This is a genomic window from Streptomyces sp. cg36 (assembly GCF_041080675.1).
Lineage (GTDB): Bacteria > Actinomycetota > Actinomycetes > Streptomycetales > Streptomycetaceae > Streptomyces.
The window spans coordinates 1691431-1709069 of record NZ_CP163520.1; the positions used below are offsets into that span (position 1 = coordinate 1691431).

Annotated in this window: 14 protein-coding genes; 7 read left to right on the top strand and 7 right to left on the bottom strand. The window is 70.2% G+C overall.

Annotation, left to right across the window (positions count from 1 at the left end; genetic code table 11):
- Nucleotides 1-14 precede the first annotated feature (14 nt).
- Nucleotides 15-197, bottom strand: a complete 183-nt coding sequence (gene dmpI, locus AB5J87_RS07575; RefSeq protein WP_369375343.1) for a 4-oxalocrotonate tautomerase DmpI — start codon at nucleotides 195-197, stop codon at nucleotides 15-17.
- A gap of 224 nt (nucleotides 198-421) precedes the next feature.
- Nucleotides 422-1288: a LysR substrate-binding domain-containing protein gene (locus AB5J87_RS07580; RefSeq protein WP_369375345.1), complete on the bottom strand. Its 867-nt coding sequence runs from the start codon at nucleotides 1286-1288 to the stop codon at nucleotides 422-424.
- Between the two features lie 354 nt (nucleotides 1289-1642).
- Between AB5J87_RS07580 and AB5J87_RS07585 the strand changes: the two genes are divergently transcribed.
- Nucleotides 1643-2107 carry an SAV_915 family protein gene (locus tag AB5J87_RS07585; RefSeq protein WP_369375348.1) on the top strand — a complete coding sequence of 155 codons (465 nt, stop codon included), beginning with the start codon at nucleotides 1643-1645 and terminating at the stop codon, nucleotides 2105-2107.
- Nucleotides 2104-3438, top strand: a complete 1335-nt coding sequence (gene lysA, locus AB5J87_RS07590) for a diaminopimelate decarboxylase (protein ID WP_369375350.1) — start codon at nucleotides 2104-2106, stop codon at nucleotides 3436-3438. Before AB5J87_RS07585 ends, lysA begins: the two co-directional genes overlap by 4 nt.
- Before the next feature lie 61 nt (nucleotides 3439-3499).
- On the opposite strand, the gene AB5J87_RS07595 is transcribed toward lysA, so the two are convergent.
- Nucleotides 3500-4693, bottom strand: a complete 1194-nt coding sequence (locus AB5J87_RS07595) for a winged helix DNA-binding domain-containing protein (protein ID WP_369375352.1) — start codon at nucleotides 4691-4693, stop codon at nucleotides 3500-3502.
- Between the two features lie 672 nt (nucleotides 4694-5365).
- Between AB5J87_RS07595 and AB5J87_RS07600 the strand changes: the two genes are divergently transcribed.
- Complete coding sequence (locus AB5J87_RS07600; RefSeq protein WP_369375354.1) at nucleotides 5366-6538, top strand: magnesium and cobalt transport protein CorA; 1173 nt, start codon at nucleotides 5366-5368, stop codon at nucleotides 6536-6538.
- Between the two features lie 471 nt (nucleotides 6539-7009).
- On the opposite strand, the gene AB5J87_RS07605 is transcribed toward AB5J87_RS07600, so the two are convergent.
- The 4 genes from AB5J87_RS07605 to AB5J87_RS07620 form a co-directional block, all read right to left on the bottom strand.
- Nucleotides 7010-11422, bottom strand: coding sequence for a hypothetical protein (locus tag AB5J87_RS07605; RefSeq protein WP_369375356.1), 4413 nt, complete (start codon nucleotides 11420-11422; stop codon nucleotides 7010-7012).
- 488 nt (nucleotides 11423-11910) lie between these two features.
- Entirely contained in the window at nucleotides 11911-13158 is a 1248-nt protein-coding gene (locus AB5J87_RS07610) for a tyrosine-type recombinase/integrase (RefSeq protein WP_369375358.1), read from the bottom strand.
- A gap of 45 nt (nucleotides 13159-13203) precedes the next feature.
- A complete protein-coding gene (locus AB5J87_RS07615) occupies nucleotides 13204-13599 on the bottom strand; it encodes a helix-turn-helix transcriptional regulator (RefSeq protein WP_369383426.1) in 396 nt (131 codons plus the stop codon).
- A gap of 45 nt (nucleotides 13600-13644) precedes the next feature.
- Nucleotides 13645-13929, bottom strand: a complete 285-nt coding sequence (locus AB5J87_RS07620; protein ID WP_369375360.1) for a helix-turn-helix domain-containing protein — start codon at nucleotides 13927-13929, stop codon at nucleotides 13645-13647.
- 256 nt (nucleotides 13930-14185) lie between these two features.
- Here AB5J87_RS07620 and AB5J87_RS07625 point away from each other — a divergent pair, with 256 nt between their 5' ends.
- From AB5J87_RS07625 to AB5J87_RS07640, 4 genes are all read left to right on the top strand, one after another.
- The gene (locus tag AB5J87_RS07625) at nucleotides 14186-15118 is read left to right on the top strand and encodes a hypothetical protein (protein ID WP_369383427.1); all 933 of its coding nucleotides are present in this window, start codon (nucleotides 14186-14188) and stop codon (nucleotides 15116-15118) included.
- 68 nt (nucleotides 15119-15186) lie between these two features.
- The gene (locus AB5J87_RS07630) at nucleotides 15187-15819 is read left to right on the top strand and encodes an ATP-binding protein (protein ID WP_369375362.1); all 633 of its coding nucleotides are present in this window, start codon (nucleotides 15187-15189) and stop codon (nucleotides 15817-15819) included.
- Nucleotides 15820-15916: 97 nt separating this feature from the next.
- Complete coding sequence (locus AB5J87_RS07635) at nucleotides 15917-17035, top strand: DUF2637 domain-containing protein (protein ID WP_369375364.1); 1119 nt, start codon at nucleotides 15917-15919, stop codon at nucleotides 17033-17035.
- Nucleotides 17036-17235: 200 nt separating this feature from the next.
- A complete protein-coding gene (locus AB5J87_RS07640; RefSeq protein WP_369375366.1) occupies nucleotides 17236-17637 on the top strand; it encodes a plasmid mobilization relaxosome protein MobC in 402 nt (133 codons plus the stop codon).
- The last annotated feature ends 2 nt before the right edge of the window (nucleotides 17638-17639 follow it).

Consider the following 17639-nt stretch of genomic DNA (forward strand, 5'->3'; position numbering starts at 1 on the left):
GCCCCCGGCGGGCCTCACTTGTCCGCGGTGAGCTTCCCGGCGGCGCCCCAGCTGTCGGTGGGCACCTCGTGGATCCAGACCTGTACGGTCTCGGCCGGGATCCGGTACGCGTCCACGAACGCGTCGGTGACCCGCTTCACGAGCTCCCGCTTGAGCGCGACATCGCGCGGACCCTGCTGGATGGTGACGATCGGCATGACGGTCAACTCCCCTGTCCCCGGCGGCTTCCCGGCTCTTCCGGGCCGCTCACCGGCATGACCTCAGTCCATACCGCCGACGGGCGCCGACCAAGGGCCGGACGGCGACCACAGCGATCAGTTTTCGTGATCGACGCAGGTCGGAGTGGGTTCGACCGAGGTTCCGGGGTGGGATTCCGGGGCGGGTCTCCTAGGCGGGCCACGGTGTAGGTCCGCACAACCGGTCAGGAGGCGCCGCACGCCCGCAGCAGGAGCTCCAGCCCCGTCGACGGCGCCCCGCCGCGCACCGCGAGACCGGTCGACAGCGCGAGACCCGGCGCGCGGAACGGGCGGAAGGCGATCCGGGGGCTGTGCAGCACGCGCGCGTGGGACGCGTACACCACCGTCCACAGCGGCCGGGAGCCCGCGCCGATGGTCGCCAGCGTGTCCTGGAGGGAGCCGCTCACCGGGCCCGGCAATGGCTCGAAACCGACGCTGTGACAGGCGCCGACGACCAGGTCCACCAGGGCCGGGTGGTTGCGCCGGGCCGTGATGCACAGCCCCAGGTCACGCAGGTCGCCGACGGCGATGTCCGCCGCCCCGGCCAGCGGGTGCGCCGCCGGGACGGCCGCGACCAACGGCTCCTCCCACAGCGGCTCGATCCGCAGCCCCGCCACCGGGGCGAGCGAGCGGACGAAGGCCGCGTCCAGACGGCCGTCGGCGACCTGTTCGAGGCGGCCCTCGGCAGCCGCCGACACCAGCTCGACCGGGGTGTCCGGGGCGAGCTCGGCGAACCGCGCCAGCACCCGGTCGAGGTGGGCGCCCAGACCCGTACTGGTGCCGAGCCGCAGCGCCGAGGGGCCGCGCACGGCCAGCCGGGCCCGGTCGGCCGCCGCCAGCACCGCCCGCCCCTCGGGCAGCAGCCGCTCCCCGGCGCCGGTCAGCCGGACGTGCCGCGATGACCGGTCGAACAGATCCGCGCCCACCTCGCGCTCCAGCCGCCGCACCTGCTGGCTGACCGCCGACTGGACGATGTGCAGCCGCTCGGCGGCCCGCCCGAAGTGCAGTTCCTCGGCGACGGTCACGAAGTAGCTGAGCTGGCGCAGTTCCATGCGGCGACTGTAGCCAGCGGCCCGCGCCCGCCCGCGGGGTGCCGCCGCTCGGCAGCGGGGCCGGATCCCCGGCCATGAGCGGCCCGGCACCCGCCCTCGGGGTGCGCCGCACGACAGCGGCGCCGCGTTCCCCGGCGGCCCCCGCGCCTGCCCCCCGGGGGCGCTGAGAGACCGTCCGCCTGCCCCCGGGGGCGCGCTAGAAGACCGTCAAGGACGGGCGGACCCGGGTCAACAGCGCGTCAGGACGGGACGCCCGGTCCGGCGCGCGGGCATAACGTCGAAGCGTCGCCCGCAGCGGCGTCACCCAGGACGGCCCGGCCGCGACGGCCGGGCCCCCCATCGGAGGGCACCACCATGGACATTCTCACCGTCGACGACGCGGACCCCGACGAACGCCGCCCGGCAGGGCCCCTGTACGTGCCGGTTCGGCTCGGCTCTGCCGGAGGACAGCAGCTGCGCTTCGTGCGCACCCCGCTGGGCGTACGGTCCGCCGTCGGCTTCACCAGCGCCGCCCGGCTGCACGCGGTGCTCGGGGCCGGCCAGTGCTGGATCAGGCTCGCCGAGCCCGCCCTGCGCGCCCTCGCCGCACCGCTCGGCGTGACCACGCTGACGCTCGACCCCCAGCTGATGGCCCCGGCCCCGTCGGGGGCCCGCCGGACACCGGCCGCGCACCCGTGCGCCCGCCGGTCGGCGCCGCCGGAGCCGCTGCCCGCCGCGCCCGAGCCGGAGCCGGTGCCCGCGCTCGCCCCCGTGCACCGGGCCGCCAGGCTCACGGCCGTCCCCGCGCTCGTCGACCACCGCGGAGGTTTCCCCGTATGACCACCGAACCCGACCTCCTCGTACGGTCGTTGGACTCCCCCGCCGTGTGGCCGGCCTCCGCCGTGAGCGCGCCCGGCGGCGATGTGTCGGTCGCCGGGGTCTCCCTCGCCGAGCTGGCCGAACGGCACGGCACACCCGTCTACGTGCTCGACGAGACGGAGGTACGGGCCCGGGCCCGGGCCTGGCGGCGGGCACTGCCGGACGCGGACGTCGTCTACGCGGCCAAGGCGTTCCTGTGCCGCGCGGTCGTCGACTGGGTGGCCGAGGAGGGCCTGGGCCTCGACGTGTGCTCGGCGGGCGAACTGGAGCTCGCCGCGACCCGCGGCTTCCCGCCCGAGCGGATCGTGCTGCACGGCAACGCCAAGTCGCCCCGCGACCTGCGCACCGGCCTGCGGCTCGGCGTCGGCCGGATCGTCATCGACTCGGACTGCGAGATAGCCCGGATCGCCGCCCAGGTGCCGCCCACGGCGCCGCCGCAGAAGGTCCTCGTCCGGGTGCTGCCCGGCATCGAGGCGGGCGCGCACCCGAAGGTCCGGACGGGGACCGAGGGCCAGAAGTTCGGCCTCTCGCTGGCGGGCGGCGACGCGGAGGACGCGGTGCTGCGCGTGCTGGGCCAGCCGCGCCTGAGCCTGGCCGGCCTCCACTGCCACCTGGGCTCCCAGATCGCCTCCACCGAGCCGTACGCGCGGGCCGTGCGCACGATGGTGGCGTTCCTCGCCCGGCTCCGCGACCGCCACGGCGTGACCCTGCCCGAGCTCGACCTCGGCGGTGGCTTCGCGGCGGCCTACCTGCCGGGCGACACCGCGCCGCAACCGGACGCCTACGGCCGCCGCATCACGGCCGAACTGGCCCGCGCCTGCGCCGAGTTCGGCTACCCGGCGCCGCGCCTCACCGTCGAGCCGGGCCGCGCGGTGGCGGCTCCCGCCGGGGTCGCACTGTACCGGGTGCTGGCGGTCAAGCGGACCGGCGAGCGGGTGTTCGTCGCGGTCGACGGCGGCATGAGCGACAACCCCCGGCCCGCGCTGTACGGGGCCCGCTACACGGTCCGCATGGTCGGGCGCGCGACGGCGGCCCCGATGCGCACGGCGACGGTGGTCGGACGCCACTGCGAGGCGGGCGACGTGCTGGCGCAGGACGTCGAACTCCCCCAGGACGTACGCCCCGGGGACATCCTCGCCGTACCGGCGTCCGGCGCGTACCAGGTCTCGATGGCGTCCGGCTACAACATGACGGGCCGCCCGCCGGTGGTGGCGGTGGCGGACGGCCGGTCACGGCTGCTGCTGCGACGCGAGACGTTCGAGGATCAGAGGGGGCGGGACGTGGGGTTGTAGGGGGGTGAGGCCGCCGGGGAGGCCGGGGGTCGCCCGTCCGCCGGGAGACGCTCCCCGGGCGTCAACTCGTCACGTTCCCGAACCGGATGTCGTACGAGGTGGCACCGGCCATCTCGACGAGCAGCCGCTCGCCCTCGGCGACGATCTGGTCGCGTACGCCGGGGGTGAGGGGACCGAAGGGCTCGACGGTGAGGACGGCGGCCCCGCCGGCGCCCGACGTCGTGCCCCCGCCCGCTTTGCCACCCTTCCGATCCTTCCCCGCCTTCCCTCCCTCCCCCTCGTCGATCCGCCAGACCCCGGCGAGGAAGCCGTCCACGAGGAGGGTGCGGAACGCCTGGTTGCCCTTCCAGGCGCGGCCCCGGTGGGCGGGCGGGACCACCCGGCCGCGGTCGGCGTGCGACAGGAGCAGGTTGTCGAACTCGGGCAGGAAGCGCGGCGGGGCCGGGGTGTCGGGGGCGGGGCGCGGGGCGTCGGGCAGGTCGAAGAGTTCGGCCCCGTTCTCGTCACGGAAGGTGACGAGCTCCGGCCGCAGCCGCTCGAAGACCTCACCCAGTCGGGTCAGTCCCGCCCAGGTCTGCATGTCCTTGACCGAGGCGGGCCCGAACGCGCCGAGATAGCGCAGCACGGTGGCGTCGGGCGCGGGAACCGGCCCCGGCGCCCGCCCCAGCCACTGCTCGACGGTGGTGAGCGCGACCTGCCCGGACCGCCCCCACAGCCCGCGCGGGGTCACCTGCACCAGCGGCAGGCGGCAGCGGGCGGCGACGGCCAGCGCGGCGGGGGTGGCCCCGGGCCACTCACGGCTCAGCGCCTCGCGGAGCTCCCCCATGGTGTACGGCCGCTCCTCGACCATCGCCCGTACGGCCGTACCGAGCCGGTCCAGGTCCACCCCCGCCAGCTGCGCCCGGAACTGCTTGAGCTCCCGGTCCCGGGCGGCCTGCACCAGGGGCCGCAGGGTCAGCGCGTCGTCGGCGGTGTGAAGGTGGAGGGTGGAGCGCATGGTCACGATCCGTACGAGCTCGCGCGCCTCGATGAGCGCGGAGAGCGCCTGCGGCCGGAACCCTTCGAGCCGGGACCAGAGCGCGAAGTAGGGCGGCTTCACGTTCTGCCCCTGCAACCCCACCAGCCACGCGACGGCCTCCCCCGGCGCAAACCCGGATGCCCGCCGCAGCAGGAGCTGTCGGGCAAGGGTGGCGCGGTTGAGGTCACGGGGGTGGAGGAGGGTGGGGGTGGGGCTGGAAGTGGGGTGCGGGGCCATGGGGGCACGGTAGCGGGGTGGGGGGGGTTGGGGGCGGTCCGGAAATTCATGGGAGGGGCCGTCCATGCGCCCCTGGCCGGATGCCGACCGGTGCCGTTGGGGAGGCGGGTCGGCAGTCCCGGGGCTCCGGGGGGGGCGAGGTCCGCCCATGCCCCGGTCGCCGGACACCGAGCCGGGGGCATTTGGGGCGTATATCCTGCTGCGGGACTGTACGAGTACGGGCGGAGGCGGCGTTCGGCGGCTGTCCGGCGAGTGGCTGGGCGGGTGTCCGGAGTGCGGCTCATGGCGGCCGGCGGCTGTCCGGGCCACTGCCCGGCGAGTGGCTGGGCGGGTGCCCGGGTTGCCGCTCACCGGCGGCCGGCGGCTGTCCGGGCCACTGCCCGGCGAGCGGCTGGGCAGGTGCCCGGGCCACCGTTCATGGGCGTTCGGCGGCTGCCCGGCGAGTGGCTGGGCGGGTGTCCGGGCCACCGCTCATCGGCGTCAGGCGGCTGCCACGGCGTCGTCCGAGTGGCGGGCCGCCCGGCGGCTGGCTGCCCGACAGCATCCAGCGGCCACCCGGCGGGCTGTCCCACCGGAGGGCCGAGGGCGGCCCCCACGAACGGCCCGGCGACGAACGGCCCGGCGACGAACGGCCCGGCGACGAACGATCTGCGGGAGCGGGAGGTGAGGTCAATGTCCGAACGCGGGGCGCGTCCCGACCGCCCGGCACAGCCGGCGAGGAAGCACGCCTGGCGACGCCAGCCCGGGGCGCCGCCGGACCCCCCGGCGCCCACGCCCCGGGCGACGAACGCGCCGACGGCGCCCGGGCCCGTACCCCACGACCACCGCAGCGTCGTGGAGAGCGCGCTGTACCGCGACGGCCGCCGCGTCTCCTCCCCCGACACGCTCGCGGAGACGTTCCGCAGGCTGCGCGAGACGCCCGACGGCATGGCGTGGATCGGCCTGCACCGGCCGACCGAGGACGAACTGCACTCCCTGGCCGAGGAGTTCGACCTCCACCCGCTCGCGGTGGAGGACGCGCTGGAGGCCCACCAGCGCCCCAAGCTGGAACGGTACGGGGAGACCCTCTTCGTGGTCCTGCGCGCGGCCCGCTACCTCGACGCGCCGGAGGAGGTCGACTTCGGCGAACTCCACGTATTCGTCGGCCGCGACTTCCTCATCACCGTCCGCCACGGCGCCGCCCCCGACCTGTCGGCCGTGCGCCGCCGCATGGAGGAGTCCCCGGAGCTCCTGGCACTGGGCCCGGAGGCGGTGCTGTACGCGATCCTGGACGCGGTGGTCGACGGCTACGTCCCGGTCGTCTCCGGCGTCCAGAACGACATCGACGAGATCGAGACCGAGGTGTTCCGGGGCGACCCCGAGGTCTCGCGCCGCATCTACGAACTCTCCCGCGAGATGGTCGAGTTCCAACGCGCGACCCGCCCCCTGGTGGGCATGCTCCACGCCCTGATGGCGGGCTTCGCGAAGTACGGCACGGACGAGGAACTCCAGCGCTACCTCCGCGACGTGGCCGACCACGTCACCCACACCAGCGAACGCGTGGACGGCTTCCGCCAGGCCCTGACGGAAATCCTCACGGTCAACGCGACCCTGGTCACCCAGCAACAGAACGCGGAGATGCGAGCACTGGCGGAGGCGGGCTTCGAACAGAACGAGGAGATCAAGAAGATCTCGTCTTGGGCGGCCATTTTGTTTGCTCCCACGTTGGTGGGAACGATCTATGGGATGAACTTCGAGAACATGCCGGAGTTGCAGTGGGCGGCTGGGTATCCGTTCGCAATTCTGCTGATGGCGGGGGTTTGTGTGAGCTTGTACTTCATTTTCAAGCGGCGGGACTGGCTATAGAGAGCAAGTCGCTCAGGTCATTGAAGTTCGCAGTGGCGAACTACTCTTGTGGCCTGCTTCGACGGCCTGGGGAGAATCTGGGGAGAATGCGCTGCACTGGGGAGCGGGTCGTCGCGCTGGCTCCGGCGCTCGACGTCTACTGCACGGCCTTGCTCCTTCTGCTCTGCCGTACGAACGATGGCGTCCCTTCTCGTGGTGTAGCCGATCAAGCTGGCGAAAGCCCAGGTCCCGTTCCCAATCGCCTTCGCCGGTGGCACCGTTGGGACTCACCGAGCCGGGACCAGTAGTGATCGCCAGGCTGCCCGCAGCAGCACGTACCGAACGGCTCCGAAGCGGAGGTGGCAGACCGTGATCGGCTACACCACGACGGGGGAGACGACTGTACGAACCGTGGTTCGCAGGTAGCACTTCTCCTGAACGCGGTCAACCGGTGCAGACAGCCTAGAGGTACCGAGTCTGCGGGAAGGAGTATCAGCGTTCGCCTTCCAAAGCCGTGTCGAGACCTGGAGCATCAGCTCGGGAGAGGCTGTCAATGATGTCAAGACAGCGGGTACGCATGGCGGGTGGACTCTGTCGGTACAGGCGCAGGACCGCCGTGACCACGTAGTGCCCGTAAGCTGCATGACTGTTCCGGATGTCGGACAGGCTACTACCCGCCTGCCAGATGATGTGCTCGCAAGCGTCCAATGCCGTCTGCGGCAGTGGGCCGGCCGGATCGTGGAGCGCGAAGGCAAGGTGCCCGAGGTTGTCTGGGAACGCCTGACTGGTGAGGAAGGTCTGCACGAGCTCCTCGGCCTGGGACGGAAGCAAATCGAAGGCGTACCTCATGACGGCGGAAGCGTTGTTGCGGACGCCTTCGTCGGAGTCGTTGAACAGGGGCAGCAGACGCGGGTAGTGCTCGGGGTTGCGGGCGAGGACAGCGGCAGCACCACGCCGGGCGATGGTGTTCAGTTGTTGTGCGGTGACGGGCAGATCTGCCGTGAGGTTGCCTTGGAGGGCGGCCACAGCCCAGGTTTGACCTGCGAGTTCCGCGGTCTGTCGAGGACCATCGAGCGCCTGGGCAAGGTGGGGGGCGAATCGAGCTGGGTCGCGGGCCAAAGCGTGGATGAGCAACTGCTGGGTGGTCTGTGCGTTGTGGACGTTGAGGTCCTGATGTGTCATCAGCTGGCTTGCTGTCTCCAGGGCAGCTTGCGGATCGTGGTTCATCAGGGCGCGTACGGCCTCGGCGGCGCAGACACGGACGGCGATTACGGGGTCGGTCGCCAGCCGGAGGAGGAGTGGTCTGAGCGCGGACAGGTGCCGAGCATCGCGGAAGAGAAGGGCTGCGCAGGTGAGGGCGGCTTGGCCACGGGTGGAATTGAGGCCGGCCGTCAGCAGATCAGTGCGCGTGCCTTCCTCGTCCAGCTCGCATGTTTCCCTCTCGGGTTGGGCGGCCGTCGTGTAGGTCTCGAGGATGGGAAGCAGGGCGGGCGTGCAGTGATCCGGGGCCGATTGCAGGGCCCGGCAGAGCGTGAAGGCAGCTTCTTGGCCGAGGTTCCGGTGAGCATGGACGACCAGCTGCTCCCATTGGTCAGTGTCCAGGTGGGTTGCGACTGCGTCCACGATCGCGCACAGATACGCTCCGGGCGCGTCGGGGCCGAGGGTAAGACCGAAGGCGGCGAAGCGGGAGGGCTCTTGTTGTGCGCGTGAGCCGAGTGTGCCGGCGAGCTCGTGTACACCGCCCTGCGGCGGCCAGAACCGATCGGGCTGGGGGCGAGCGTACTTGTCGAGGGCCCGGTGCCATTGCTCATCGGTCATGTGTTGGGCTGCGTGGTCGCTGATCGGAGAAGCGACCCATGCGGTGAAGATCTCAGAAGGTGGGGATGCAGTGAATCCGGGGAACTTCCGTTTCAGCTCAGCAAGCCTCCGTCGGACCTCGTCGCTGTGGCGCGGAGAGCAGACCGCTGACAGTAGCTCGTACTGGGCCAAGCCCCACCGGCTGGGCTGGCCCTTCCCCCTCCGGTGCTCCCATGGAGGGTAGTAGGCAAGCAGCGTGGCTGTCAGACGGTCGAGTGCGCCGGCGCTGCAGTGGGGTGTAGCGGCCTCGATGAGTTCACGGGAGGCCCAGCGGGGGCTGTCCACCCAGCCCAGGCTGAGGTTCCGTTCATCGTCACACAGCCAGGTGATCGCCTCGTCGGCTACGCCATCGACGGTGAGTAGGCGGCAGGTGAGGAAGCGTGAGATCTCAGTCGTGGAGTCGCTCAGCTTCCGAAGGATGCTGGCGGCCGCGGCCGGGTCTGCGGCGGGCAATGCGCGCAATGCGGCGTCGAGGGCGGAGAGGAGCTCAGCATCGACACTACTGCCACCCAAGCGGCGATATCCCCAAGGTCTGCCCGGCTGCCGGTCAGGGACGTTGCCGGGTTCGGCGATGCCAATGACGAAGGGCAGGACGTGGTCCACGTACGCCTTGGGTGCACCTCCGGCGATCTTGGACAGAACAGTGGAGGCGGTCTGCGAATGATTCGACAGGTACGGACCGGTGAACGGATCGTCGAGGCCGTCGTCGTGTGCTCGGGTCAGTTGCCGATCGAGGTAGGCGCCGACGAGTCGGGCTGATGAAGCGGGATCCGTCTCGGCAAGGGTGTAGAGCAGAGACCAGAAGTCACTGTTGACTGCGATACGGCCACGGACCTCATCGACGTGACCGCTATGGATCAATTCGACAGTCAAGTCCGCGAGTTCAGAAGTGAGTGACCACTCCACCAGCGCCAGCAGGCGCTGTCGCCACTGGGGCGTGGTGCCGATGTGAGGACGCACCAGTTCTGTGGCTCTTTGCGACCTGTGCCGTGCCGCAACTAGCAGTTCGGCAAACGCGGCGTCGACGGTCTCGGCGGCGCCCAGCCAGCGTTCCCACCTGCCGTCGTGGTCGGCGGCATCGAACCAAGCGGGTCGCGCCAGTAGGCGACGTACCTTAGTGGCTGCTGAGGTCGGGCCCCAGGCGATCGGTTCGACGGCATGCCAGTCCGCACGGGTGGCGTCAAGCTGCCCGAGTACGGCCGTGATCACGTCGTGTAGGTGTGAGCGGATCCGGGTAGAATCGAGCAGCTGCACTGTGGTGGTACGGAAGCGGTCACGGTCTGTCCCGGCAAGGTGCTCGAGAATCTGACGGGTCTGGGCTCTCCTGAACAAGTGCTGTCCGGAGTCGGCCAGGAAGTCGTGGACGTCCTTTCCCGTGGTTAGGAAAGACCGGGCGAAGAGATAGTCGAAGTAGGTCTCGTGGAAGAATCCGGTGCCTTCTTCGTCGCCCACCAGGACACCGTGTGACTCCAGGGCCCGAATCTCCTTGCTGGCGAAGCCGTCAAGGAGGGCGAAGGGTGCCTGCAGGGTCTCGCGCTCACTCATGAAGGCACACAGGGTGCCCGTGATCCCCTTCCAGTCGAGGCTTCCGAGCTGCAGCTCGATGCGTTCACGCAGGTCCTTGGTGTACCGGTCGTAGAGCTGCTGCAACGTCCGGTAGGACACTGCTCGGGCTACAGGTGAAAGGCTGCCGAAGACGGCAAGGTGCAGGGGGGTGCGCAGCAGCTCCAGGGTCATGGGGCCCAGACGCTCAGGATCATTCCCACCGGCAGCGAGGACCGTCCGCACCGTCTCCTCGGCCAGTTCTCCGATGGGAAACCTCAACACCCGGGCAGTGTCGGCAGCCAGTCGCGTGAGTCTGCTGTCTTGGTCGATGTCAACGGTGCGGGCGACTAGGAGCACTTTGACGTTCGGCGTGACAGATAGTTGCGCGAGAAGGTCCTCCACAGCCTCAAAGGCGTCGGACATCCGGCCGCTGTACAGGCTGACGGCATCCAGTTGATCGATGAGGAGGAGCGCTGGCCCTCCGCTCGCGACTCCGGGCAGCAGAACCCCCGGGGAATCCGGCAGATTCATCCTGGCTCCGAGGTCACCCGCAGTCTGTACTGTCGGGTCGGCTCCGTCCATGCGGACAGCAGCGGCCGGCCATCCCCGTTCTGTAAAGCGCACCAGTACATCCGCAACGACTGTCGACTTGCCCGAGCCAGCCCGCCCCTCACACAGCACGATTTGCGGACCATCATCTGCCGCCAGCCGGTCGTACAGTTGCTCAGCATGGGGGCGCGCGGCCATCCCGACGGCGGGCCTGCTGCGGTGGACGCGTCGCAAGAACCTGTTGGCAGTGTCTGCCAAGGCAGTCAGGGTGTTACTGTCTCCCGCCAGCAAACGGGGCCGGACTCCGTCCAGAGACAGCAGGTAACTACGGATCTCCGAAGCCGTGAGCCACTGGTGCAGGCGGCTATCCAGGTATCCACTCAGCTGTCTGACGATGGCTTCGGGCGAGCCTACGAACAAGTGCTCATAGGTGAGGTGTACCAGCCGCTGCAGGTTCTCCGGCGAATACTGCTCCACATACACAGCCTGCAAATACCGCCAGGCAACTTCCCGGGTGACGGGTTCGCCGTCCACAGTCCAGTGCCCGAGTATTGTTGTGAAGTGAGGCTCCTGGGCCTGGGTGAGGATCTCCTCGAACTCGGCAAGCGTGACAGCAGCCCTGGCGCGCTCGGCGAGTCCTTGCAGTTCGGGCGATCCAGTCGAGAGAACGAGACGCATCTTCTTGCCGTCCGCAAGGTGACCGGCGACCGCTTGGAGGATCCTACCCACCGCACGCAGATTCCACGGTCCTCGGGAAGGTACGTCCTTCACCTGATCGCACCAGGTGCCGTCGTTGGCCTCGAGCTCAAACTCAATGCCCTCGCCAGCCTGCCCTGGAGGCTCAAGGCGAATCCGGGAAGCTTCGCCGCGCAGAATTTCTGCCACTCTCAGCGCAGTCCACCAGTTCTCGTACCGGTTGCCTGCCTTGTCGGCTGTTCCGCCCGGCAGTCCCATCGCACACCACTTCCCCCAGGACACGACAGTAGACTCCCGGGCTCTCAGGGAGCCCAACAACTAGCGCGACCCTATCCCCGCCCGTCCCCGTCCCGATACGCGTCGGTACATCGTGTCGCTGATCGGCTAGCACAAGGCAACTGGTTCGCAAAAGGCGGCAATGACGTCACAGCGCTCCAAGTGCAACCCTCAACTCTTCCAGCTCCCACCGCCAAACAGCCTCCGCTAGGTGCCGCCGACAGTCTGGGCAAGGACCCACATCCACGCCCAGTGCCATGCGTCGACGCTGCTCGACACCACATACGTCCTTACTGTCCAGCCGTCGCCCGCCGCCCCAGTGCCCGACGTCGCCCTCAGCTGCCCCACCCAGTTCTCTCTCTCAGCACCGTCACTCACGACACTCACGACGCCCTCCATCGGGCAACCCCTGCGGCCTAGTACCCGCACACCAGAACGGGTGGCACGGCGCGCGCTGTGCCACCCGTTGTTCAGGCCACGGCCAAGTCCTCAGAGACGTACTCGGCCACCGGGCCGAGCAGTACGTCGACTGCGGCACGCCCCTTACCACCTGCCTCCGGCATGAAGTGGGCGTAGTGGTCGAGGGTGATCGTCGGGCTGGAGTGGCCGAGCCAGCGGGCCAGGGTGACGACCGACTCGCCCGCTTCGAGGATGACCGAGGCGAAGGTATGCCGGAGCACGTGGAATCCGTCCTTGCGGGACGCCTTCCAGCGCTTTCCCTTCTCCCGCATGGGGATGACCCCGGCTGCCGCGAGGGCGGGCTTCCAGACCTCGTCGTTGAAGATGTTCGCCCGCAGCGCGTTGCCGTACGTCGTCGTCAGCACGAGCGGGAACGTCCGCTTCTCCCGCTCCGGCTCCGGCCCGCCCCACGGCAACTCGACCTCGACGGCAGGGTGCTGGAGGAAGTGCGCGGCCAGTTCGGCGGCGACGGACCGGGGCATGTCGACGATACGCGTCTTCCCGCCCTTGGGCAGGGTGAAGTACAAGCGGCCGTTGAGCAGCTGGACCTGCCTGCGTACGCGGATGATCCCGCGCTGGAAGTCGATGTCTTCCGGCGAGAGACCGAAGGCTTCCCCCTGCCGCAGTCCGCAGCCGAGCGCGACCACGACCGCGATGCGGTACCGCGCTTTGATCGAGTCCCGTACGCGCTGCGCGGTCTCCAGTGGCCATGCTTCGCGCTGGTCCTCCGGCACCTTGGGCCAGCGCACCGACTTCGCGCGCATCGGGTTGCGTACCAGGCGCTTGTCGTCGATGGCCGTCTCGAAGATGTTCGAGAGGGTCGTCAGGATCTGCCGGGCGTAGCGCGGCGCGCACTCACCTTCGAGCGTGGCGACGTAGCCACGCAGGACGGTCGCGGAGATGTCCCTCAGCCCCACCGTGCCGAGGTGCGGAAGGATATGGAGGCGTACGCGCTCGTCGACACGCTTGACCGTGCCCGGCGCCCCCCGTACGCCCTCCTTCCAGAAGCGCGTGACGTAGTCGGCCAGCGGGATGGAGCCGTCGCGCGGGTCGACGAACTCGCCGCGTTCGCTGTCGGTCCCGGCCCTGCGCAGCCACGCCTTCGCGTCCTCCAGCGTGTCGAACGACATGTTCCGTACGCCCGGGATCCCAGCGACGCGGTACCGCGAGCCCTTCCCATAGCGGGTGGTGCGCTCCCGCTTGCCGCTGGCGGGGTCCTTCTTCTTGTTGATCCAGCGGTCTTCGATGTAGCCGGCCAAGTGCTTCCTTGCAGGTAGGGGGTGGGGACGGTCGGCCGGGAGGCGTCAGACGGTTGCCGAGTACGCGGCACGCCGCTGCGGGGCGGCGTTCACGGGGGCGAGGGCGGGGTTGGAGCGGGAGTCCGCCTGCTCCTGTTCGCGTATCCAGGCTTCAAGGGCATCGAGGCGGTAGGTCACGCGCCCGTGGGCACCCATGCGGAAACTGGGAGGCCCCTGCCGCCGGTGACGCCAGACGTACAGCGTCCTGGGCGAAAGGCCGAGATATGCGGCCGCTTCTTTCACTCCAAGGAACGCGCGGTCGACGGCGAGGCCGCCGCCTCGGAATGCGGAGTGACCACCGGAGGAAATCGAGGGAACTGCAGACAAGCGAGGATCCTTAAGCAGAAGAGGGGATAGGAAGCAGCCCACCACGCACGGGGCGTGGCCACTGTCGGGGACCACCAATGCTGCGGAGAATCCCCGGTTTGGGAAACCGGGGATCGTCGGCTATGTTGCGCCCACCCCGACCGACTCGGGCCGTACGGGAAGCTCCGCGAGGAGGGTTTGCGGAGGGGTTCCGAGGGCGGCGGCGATGGCAACGAGGTCGTCAATGTCGCAGCGTCGGACCGTGCGTTCGATGCGGGACAGTGCGGTGAAGGTCATGGGTCGGCCGAGTGCGGTGACGCGGGTGGCGAGCTGGCGCTGGGAGTAGCCACAGGCGACGCGGGTGCGTTCGATGGCCTGGGCGGCGGCCTTTCCGGCGGGTCCGATTTCGAGGGGGCGTGGCGGCATGGGTGTGTTGTAGCTTGCGCGCCGGACGCTTGGGAAGGCATTCCTGTCTGCCGTGAGCGATGACCCGAACCTCGGCGGTTTTCGGGGTGATTTCGGCGACCGGGGTTTCGGGTCTACAGTCACCGGACCGGCGAACGGCTTTTACTGAATTCCAGAGCTAGGTCTGGACTTTCGCGCACCGGGTGTGGCTGTGTTGTCCATCCACCCCGGCCCCGCCGGTTTCCCTGCCACCGTTTCCGAAAGGCGGTCGATCGACATCGCCCGAATCCGCACCATCAAGCCCGAGGCGTTCGCGTCCGAGTCCCTCGCTGCGGTCTCCCTGTCCGCCGAGCGGACCTTCTTCGGGCTGCTCACCCAGGCCGACGACCACGGCCGCTTCCGCGACCAGGCCGCCGTCATCGCCGGACTGCTGTGGTCGCTGCGCCCCGAACACGGCCCCATGGACGTCGAGGACGACCTCAACCAGCTCCACACGGCCGGTCTGCTCTGCCGCTACGAGGGCGAGGACGGCAAGCGGTACCTGCACATCGTCTCCTTCGCCCGGCACCAGAAGATCAACCGGCCCAGCGGCAGCCGCTGCCCGGCCTGCCCCCACCACCAGGGCGGACGCCCCGCGCAGCCCGCCGGGAGCCATCGCGGAGGACTCACGGAGCTTTCAGTGAGCCCTCCCGGAGTCCTCACCGAGGACTCCCGCCCTGCACGGGAGCCTTCGGTGACGGACGGAGAACCTGCAGCTCAGGGGCGTTTCAATGAGGCATCACGGAGGATTCCAGGAGGGCTCACGGAGGACTCGGTGAGCCCTCCGTGTCCGGATCTAGGACCTAGGATCCTGGATCTAGGATCACCTCTGGTGGGGGGCGCAAGCGCCCCCGCGCCCCAGACCGCCACAGCTTCGGTCTCGGCCAAGGACCTGGTGGGCGAGTACATCGCCGCATGCGAACACCGCCCGCCCAACGACGTACTCGGCCACCTCGGCCGACAGGTCAGCAAGCTGCTGGCCGAAGGCATCGCCCCCGACCACATCCGCGCCGGAATGGACCGCATGCGCGCCAAGGGCCTGTCCGTGGGCCTGCTGCCGAGCCTGGTCAACGAAGCCATGAACACCCCCCGGACTGCCACCGGTGCCGCTGCCCACCGGCCGTGGACGAACCCCGCCGACGTCGAAGCCGCCTACGGGGGTGACCTGTGACCACACAGGCCCCTGCCCGCGAACCACGCCAACGGGACGGCCGCTTGATGGCCAGGTTGGGAGCGATCATGGCCGACCACAACCTGGACCTCACCACCGTGCTCGCCGCCGAACCGCCGCCGGAACCCGTCACCGCGCTGGAGCTGGCCGACGCCCGCATCCCGCGCCGCTACCGCGACGCCCTGGCCGGCCACCCCCACGTATCGGCCTGGGCCGAGGAGATCGCGGCTGCCGGACGCCCCGGACCGGGCGGCGCACCGGGCATCGCCCACGGTCCCTCGCTGCTGATCGCGGGTCCCACCGGCACCGGCAAGACCTACCAGGCGTACGGCGCCATACGCTCACTCCTCGCCGCCGGGGTCCGACTGCGCTGGGCGGCCACCACCACCGCCGAACTGCACGCCAACCTGCGCCCCCGCCAGGGCCACGACGGCGAACGCCGCTTCCAGGAACTGGCCCGCAGTCCGCTGCTGCTCCTCGACGACCTCGGCGCCGCCAAAGCATCGGAGTGGACCGAGGAGCTGACCTACCGGCTCATCGACCACCGGTACGTCCACGAGCTCCCCACCCTCATCACTACCAACGTCCCCATCGCCGACCTGCGCACCGCCGTCGGCGACCGCGTCGCCTCCCGCCTCGCAGAGATGACCCACCGCGTCATCCTCGACGGCCCCGACCGCAGGCGACGCCCCGCCGCGTAGTAACAGGCCCTACGGCCTTCGGCACCCCTTCCGCTTCCCCCTTCCGTCCGCGCCCGCCCCTGCCCACAGGCGCGGCGGACCCTCCGGAGAGCCCTGCATGCCCCACCCCTCCCTGCCCGCACGCACCCTCTCGACGTCTGCCCGGTCCGTCACCGGCTGGGACCGCGCCGCCGTCATCGCGCTCGGCAGTGCCGGCTGCGCCCTGTCCTACGACGCCCTGCAGCAGATGGCCGTCGCCATCCACGTCCGCGGCCCGCTCACCTACCTCTTCCCCCTCGTCATCGACGGGTTCATCGCCTACGGCGTCCGCGCGCTGCTCGTCTTGTCCACCGCCCCGTTGCCAGCCCGCCTGTACGTGTGGACCCTCTTCGGCACCGCCACCGCCGCCAGCATCTGGGCCAACGCTCTGCACGCCGTCCGCCTCAACCAGCAGACACCCGACAGCGGGCTGCACCTGGGTGACACCGTCGTCGCCACCCTGTCCACCCTCGCCCCACTCGCCCTGGCAGGCGCCGTCCACCTGTACATCCTCATCACCCGCCACCACCCCGCCGGCGCGAACACCGTCCAGTCCACTACCGGCCACAACGCTCCCGGACCGACCCCGCACCAACCGCCCGTCCCCACCCCTCCGCACACCAGCGGGGACCGTGCCCCAGGGACGGGCAGTCCCGAAGGCGAACAGGCCGTGGTCCCCGAAACCCCGGCAGCAAACCCAGGAACGGTCCCGACCGCCGAATCAGGGACCGCCCCCACCAGAATCGATGAACCCCACAACTCCCAGTGGGACCGCACCAGCAATGGGGACCGCGATGACGGGGACGGTCCCAGTGCGCGGCCGGGAGTCAGATCAAGCGGGGACCGGTCCCCAACCCACTCCGGCGGGGACCCCGCCGACGGTCCCCGCCCCCACCCTCTCCCCCTCGGGGACCAGCCGATGGGGACGGATGTCCCCGAGAACCAGTCCCCTCATAGCCCTGGCGGACCGGCCAGGCCCCGACCACGGCTGAGCGACGACGAGATCGCCGAGCGGCTGCGTCCCCATGCGCAGGCCCGCCTGACCCGTGACGGCAATCCGCACCTCACCCGCGCCCAACTCCGCGAACTCCTACGCGCCCACAACATCCCCCTGCGCAATGACCGCATGGCAACGGTCCTTCAGCGCCTCAACACTCACACCGACCCCACCCACACCCCGAGGTCCGCTGATCGATGACACACCCGCACCACGGATCCCCCACTACCCAGCAGAAGATCAACACCACTCCAGCCCCAGGCGCAGCAAGTTGTCGGGTAAGGAGTCCTTACCCGGCCCCCGCCCCACAGGGGCCGGAGGCACCCGGCCGCCAGGGGGCACCGGGGTCGGCCGGCCCTGGGGAGCCGACCGGGACGGGGACCAGCAAGCCGTCGTCAACCGTGCCGCAGAAGCGTGTGCAGCGCCGCCGTCTGCGTGACAAGCAGCTCCGTAAGCGCCGCTTCCACCCTCGCTACAACGACGATGAGTTCGCCCTCGTCAAGAACGCCGCTGCCCTGAGCGATATGGCGCCAGGCGGCTACGTCGCCGAATGCTCCCTCGCTGCCGCCCGCGCCGACGACCCCACGGCGGCCGTCGCCGACTACCGCGCCATGGTCAAGGCACTGATGGCTGCCAACGGACGGCTCGCCCAGATCGGCAACAACCTCAACCAGCTCACCTGGCACCTCAACAAGGACGGCGCCTGGCCCGCACCGGACGTGGTGTGGCGGCTGCTGAGCCGGGTCGAGGCGTCGATCGACGACGTGGACGTGGCCGTCGCCCAGGTGACCTCGGAGCGGTGACC

Bases quoted from the DNA above. Each gene is read 5' to 3' on its own strand.
- AB5J87_RS07585 (WP_369375348.1), top strand. From the start codon at position 1,643: ATGGACATTCTCACCGTCGACGACGCGGACCCCGACGAACGCCGCCCG.
- AB5J87_RS07605 (WP_369375356.1), bottom strand. From the start codon at position 11,422: ATGGGACTGCCGGGCGGAACAGCCGACAAGGCAGGCAACCGGTACGAG.
- dmpI (WP_369375343.1), bottom strand. From the start codon at position 197: ATGCCGATCGTCACCATCCAGCAGGGTCCGCGCGATGTCGCGCTCAAG.
- AB5J87_RS07630 (WP_369375362.1), top strand. From the start codon at position 15,187: ATGGCCGACCACAACCTGGACCTCACCACCGTGCTCGCCGCCGAACCG.
- AB5J87_RS07600 (WP_369375354.1), top strand. From the start codon at position 5,366: ATGTCCGAACGCGGGGCGCGTCCCGACCGCCCGGCACAGCCGGCGAGG.
- AB5J87_RS07620 (WP_369375360.1), bottom strand. From the start codon at position 13,929: ATGCCGCCACGCCCCCTCGAAATCGGACCCGCCGGAAAGGCCGCCGCC.
- AB5J87_RS07635 (WP_369375364.1), top strand. From the start codon at position 15,917: ATGCCCCACCCCTCCCTGCCCGCACGCACCCTCTCGACGTCTGCCCGG.
- lysA (WP_369375350.1), top strand. From the start codon at position 2,104: ATGACCACCGAACCCGACCTCCTCGTACGGTCGTTGGACTCCCCCGCC.
- AB5J87_RS07580 (WP_369375345.1), bottom strand. From the start codon at position 1,288: ATGGAACTGCGCCAGCTCAGCTACTTCGTGACCGTCGCCGAGGAACTG.
- AB5J87_RS07595 (WP_369375352.1), bottom strand. From the start codon at position 4,693: ATGGCCCCGCACCCCACTTCCAGCCCCACCCCCACCCTCCTCCACCCC.